Source organism: Microcystis sp. LE19-10.1B, from assembly GCF_027530565.1.
Lineage (GTDB): Bacteria > Cyanobacteriota > Cyanobacteriia > Cyanobacteriales > Microcystaceae > Microcystis > Microcystis aeruginosa.
This window is the reverse complement of sequence record NZ_JAPZQM010000513.1, coordinates 1-1,567: the sequence shown is the minus strand read 5'-3', so window position 1 is coordinate 1,567 and position 1,567 is coordinate 1. Positions and strand designations below refer to the sequence as shown.

General features: G+C 36.2%; 3 protein-coding genes. 1 reads left to right on the top strand and 2 read right to left on the bottom strand.

From position 1 onward, the window contains the following. Positions 1 to 108 precede the first annotated feature (108 nt). Complete coding sequence (locus tag O9332_RS18430; protein WP_288026770.1) at positions 109 to 399, bottom strand: type II toxin-antitoxin system RelE/ParE family toxin; 291 nt, start codon at positions 397 to 399, stop codon at positions 109 to 111. Between the two features lie 487 nt (positions 400 to 886). On the opposite strand from O9332_RS18430, the gene O9332_RS18425 reads away from it, so the two are divergent. Further along, positions 887 to 1,144, top strand: coding sequence for a hypothetical protein (locus O9332_RS18425; RefSeq protein WP_002762931.1), 258 nt, complete (start codon positions 887 to 889; stop codon positions 1,142 to 1,144). Positions 1,145 to 1,237: 93 nt separating this feature from the next. Here O9332_RS18425 and O9332_RS18420 read toward each other — a convergent pair whose 3' ends face one another. Next, complete coding sequence (locus tag O9332_RS18420) at positions 1,238 to 1,399, bottom strand: putative toxin-antitoxin system toxin component, PIN family (protein ID WP_288026772.1); 162 nt, start codon at positions 1,397 to 1,399, stop codon at positions 1,238 to 1,240. Positions 1,400 to 1,567: the final 168 nt, after the last annotated feature.

Below are 1,567 nucleotides of genomic sequence, written 5' to 3'. Positions count from 1 at the left end.
CAACAATTCCTATTTTTTCATAATTAGGGTCTCAAGCTCCCCCTAACGGCCACCGAGAAAACCTTCACCAGATAAGTATTTTTACTCAAGTCTCTGGAGGGGGACAGCTTATGTGACAGTTGAGGGTGCGGAATGTGGGTTCTTAAAGGCATGGAGAATAAAAATAGCATTGCTTAGTTTAAGAGCATAAACTGTTCTATAGGTATCGGTTTGATAATCGCTGACTATTTCAAAAACACCATTAAACCCCTTTAAGCTTTTGACATTAGGATGATTTTGATTATTCTGAACACGATAAAGAATGCAGCCAACTTCATCAACAACCTCTTCAGGAAATTCTAATAGCTCCTTTTTTGATGCTCCAATCCAGATAAAAGTTTTCAGTTGTTTATCTACCATTTTTTTGAAAAAATGTGACAAATACAAATAAAAAGCTCATAAATTTGTTATAAAAATCCTCAAGACTAAGTTTGACAAAAAACCTGAGATTGTTATATTCTACAGGTGAAAAGCTTTTGCAAGAGAGAGCCACACCCCACGCACCAATTATATCATTCATTCTACCTGAATATCAAACAGGAACTAGAAACCTGTTACTAGGGAGAGATTGCTACGGGGGGATATTCGGTAGCAGTTAAATAATCATAATAAAAACCACTCCAGACACAGTAGCGGCTCTTGTAGGGTGCGTTAGTGATAGCGTAACGCACCCATTTTCTTAAGATGGTGCGTTACGGCGCGATAATAATTTAATTATTAACAAATTTCCTTTAAATACGCGCAAACACGCACCCTACAAGCTGATTTAAGAGAAGTAGAATCCTTTATTTAGTCAATAAGTTAACATATAATTGAGTTAAGACATTCTCATTCAACAATTTTCCCTATGGCACAAGCTCAGGAACCGAACGATAAAAATTATGAAGTGGAGCGTCAATTGAGGAGTCTTAATCGGCGCCTGGAGCGTCTGGAAGATACCCAAGTGACAGGAAGAGAGCTAAACCGGAGTTTTGATCGAGTCTATGAGGAAATTGATCATCTTGAAGATAAAGTTGATCGGCTTCAATCGAATTTTGAAGAGTTTCGTGATGAGATTAACCAAAAATTAGATACGATTTTACAACATATTACGGGCATCAATTAAATTGACAGCGATCATCAATAAAGTATTATCGTAGGTTGGGTTGAACGATAGTGAAACCCAACACTTTTAAATAATTGAGTTGGGTTTCGTTCCTCAACCCAATCTACAGATTACTAAAAATTGTTGATAAGTAACAATTTTAGTTATTCCAAATTGTTGCAAAATTAATAAATCTTGATCGCCTGTAATTAAAAAGTCAGCTTGACTATCTTTGGCTAAGGCTAAAAGGTAGTTATCTTTAGCGTCTCTACAGATATTAATTTTTGATTTAGTCTCAATACAGGTTCTTCGTTACTTGGTATGGTTCGATAGGGGGCATAAATCGACTAAATCCTTATCTGGCAAGAGACTTAATTGATTAGTTCGCTCTAGAGCAAAAACAATTGACAAAAATCGCTAAATGCCTTTCTCTATAAGGGTTCC

What these genes read in the sequence shown, in the direction of transcription:
- O9332_RS18430 (WP_288026770.1), bottom strand. Translation starts at nt 399, where the DNA reads ATGGTAGATAAACAACTGAAAACTTTTATCTGGATTGGAGCATCAAAA.
- O9332_RS18425 (WP_002762931.1), top strand. Translation starts at nt 887, where the DNA reads ATGGCACAAGCTCAGGAACCGAACGATAAAAATTATGAAGTGGAGCGT.